The sequence below is a fragment of the Micromonospora phytophila genome (assembly GCF_023656545.1).
Lineage (GTDB): Bacteria > Actinomycetota > Actinomycetes > Mycobacteriales > Micromonosporaceae > Micromonospora > Micromonospora phytophila.
Genome location: NZ_JAMOKF010000558.1, coordinates 1 through 2,084, shown reverse-complemented (window position 1 = coordinate 2,084; position 2,084 = coordinate 1). Strand labels below are relative to the sequence as shown.

Annotated in this window: 1 protein-coding gene and 1 pseudogene; both read right to left on the bottom strand. The window is 74.5% G+C overall.

The annotated features are described in order from the left end of the window. Positions 1–1,383, bottom strand: a 1,383-nt coding sequence (locus NCC78_RS31170) for a DEAD/DEAH box helicase (protein WP_250799013.1), incomplete at its 3' end; no start/stop codon positions are given. Between the two features lie 316 nt (positions 1,384–1,699). Continuing rightward, positions 1,700–2,084 (bottom strand): annotated as a pseudogene (locus tag NCC78_RS31165) (hypothetical protein); the annotation flags it as partial.

Genomic DNA, 2,084 nt, shown 5'->3' with positions numbered 1-2,084 from the left:
GCCCTGGGACCGGTCGCCGTAGCGACGCTCGCCCTGCGGCCGGTCGCCGTAACCCCGGCTCTCGGTCGGCCGGTCGCCGTAGCGGCGCTCGCCCTGGGGCCGGTCGCCGTAGCGGCGCTCGCCCTGGGGCCGGTCGCCGAAGCGGCGCGGGCCGCCCGACCGGTCGCCGTGCCGACGGGGCTCCTCGGGCTCGTGGCGCACCGGGACGCCGCTGGGCTCGCGGGCGCCGATCAGCTCGGCGAGCGCCGGGTCACCGACCCGGACCCGGGTCTCCGCCGGCTGCACGCCGGCCTTCTCCAGCATGGCGAGGGTGGTCCGGCGCTGCTTCGGCAGCACCAGGGTGGCCACCGCGCCCGACTCGCCGGCCCGGGCGGTACGCCCGGCGCGGTGCAGGTAGTCCTTCGGGTCCTTCGGCGGGTCGACGTGCAGCACCAGCGACACGCCGTCCACGTGGATGCCCCGGGCCGCCACGTCCGTGGCGACCAGGACGTTCATCCGGCCTTCCTTGAACTCGGCCAGGGTCTTGGTGCGCATCCGCTGGGTCTTGCCGCCGTGCAGGCCGCCGGCGCGTACGCCGACCGCGGCGAGCTGCTCGACCAGCCTGTCCACCCCGAGCTGGGTGCGGGCGAAGACCATGGTCCGGCCGTCGCGGGCCGCGATCGACGCCGCGACCGGGAACTTGTCGTGCGGCGGGATCAGCAGCATGTGGTGGTCCATGGTGGTCACCGAGGCGGTGGACGGCGCGGTCGAGTGGGTGACCGGGTCGGTCATGAACCGCTTGACGAGCGCGTCGACGTCACCGTCCAGGGTGGCCGAGAAGAGCAGCCGCTGGGTGTTGGCCGGCGTCTTCGCGAGCAGCTCGGTGACCTCGGGCAGGAAGCCCATGTCGGCCATCTGGTCGGCCTCGTCGAGGACGGTGACCTCGACGTCGTCCAGGCGGCAGACGCCTCGGGCGATCAGGTCGCCCAGCCGGCCGGGCGTGGCCACGATGATCTCCACGCCGCGCCGCAGCGCGTCGATCTGCCGGTCGTACGGCACGCCGCCGACGGCGGTCTTCAGGAACACGCCGACCGCCTTGCCGAGCGGCACCAGGGCATCGTTGACCTGCATGGCGAGTTCCCGGGTCGGCACCAGGACCAGGGCCCGGGGGTGCAGCGGCCGGGCCCGGTTGCGGTCGGCGACCCGGGCCAGCAGCGGCAGGCCGAAGGCGAGGGTCTTGCCGGAGCCGGTCTGGCCGCGGCCGAGGACGTCCCGGCCGGCGAGCGCGTCCGGCACGGTGGCGCGCTGGATCTCGAACGGAGTGGTGATGCCCTGTCGGGCCAGCGTGCGGACCAGCGGCTCGGGCAGCCCGAGGTCGGCGAAGCCGATGGTGTCGGCGGTCACCGGGACGGCCTGCTCGGCGGTGTCCTGCCGGCTGGCGTCCTGCTCGGCGGCGCTGATCTGCGCGGCGGTGGTGTCGAGGACGGGCGGAAACGTGCTGGATTCAGCAAAGGTGGTCAAGAAATGCCTTTCAAGCGGGGCGCATCTTCGCGATGGCCTGCCGCAGCTGAACGCCGCCGAATCGCCCGCAAGATCGCCCATGGGCGCGCACGGCGCGCGCCAGGTCAGTGATCTCCACAAGTGTACGGCGATTCGGCGAACCCGCCACCGCGCCAGGGATCGGTAGTGGGCGGGCTCACCATCGTCCGCGCCGCGTGGCTCAGTTGTTCAGGACCCCGCCGACCAGACCGTCCATCGCGTCGCCGGCCAGCAGGACGACCAGCACGCTGATCGCCACCAGCAGGCCCAGCGAGGCGGCCAGGACGATCACCACGCGGGCCGTGCTGGACCGCTCCTCGGTGGGGGTCTCCGTCCAGCCCTGGGCCAGGATGTGCCCGGTCAGCGAGCCGGAACTCTCCACCGGGTTGGCGGGCAGGGACACGGTGGCGAAGCCCGGCCCGTCGCGGCCGGCGGCGTAGAGCGTGCCCAGGTCGGGGCCGCCGTCGTAGCGGCCCTGGCGGTCCCCGGCCGGTCGGCCGCCGATCGGACCGCCCGCCGCGGGCGGCTCCCCGACCGGTCGGGTTCCGGGCGGCGGGGTGGTCGAC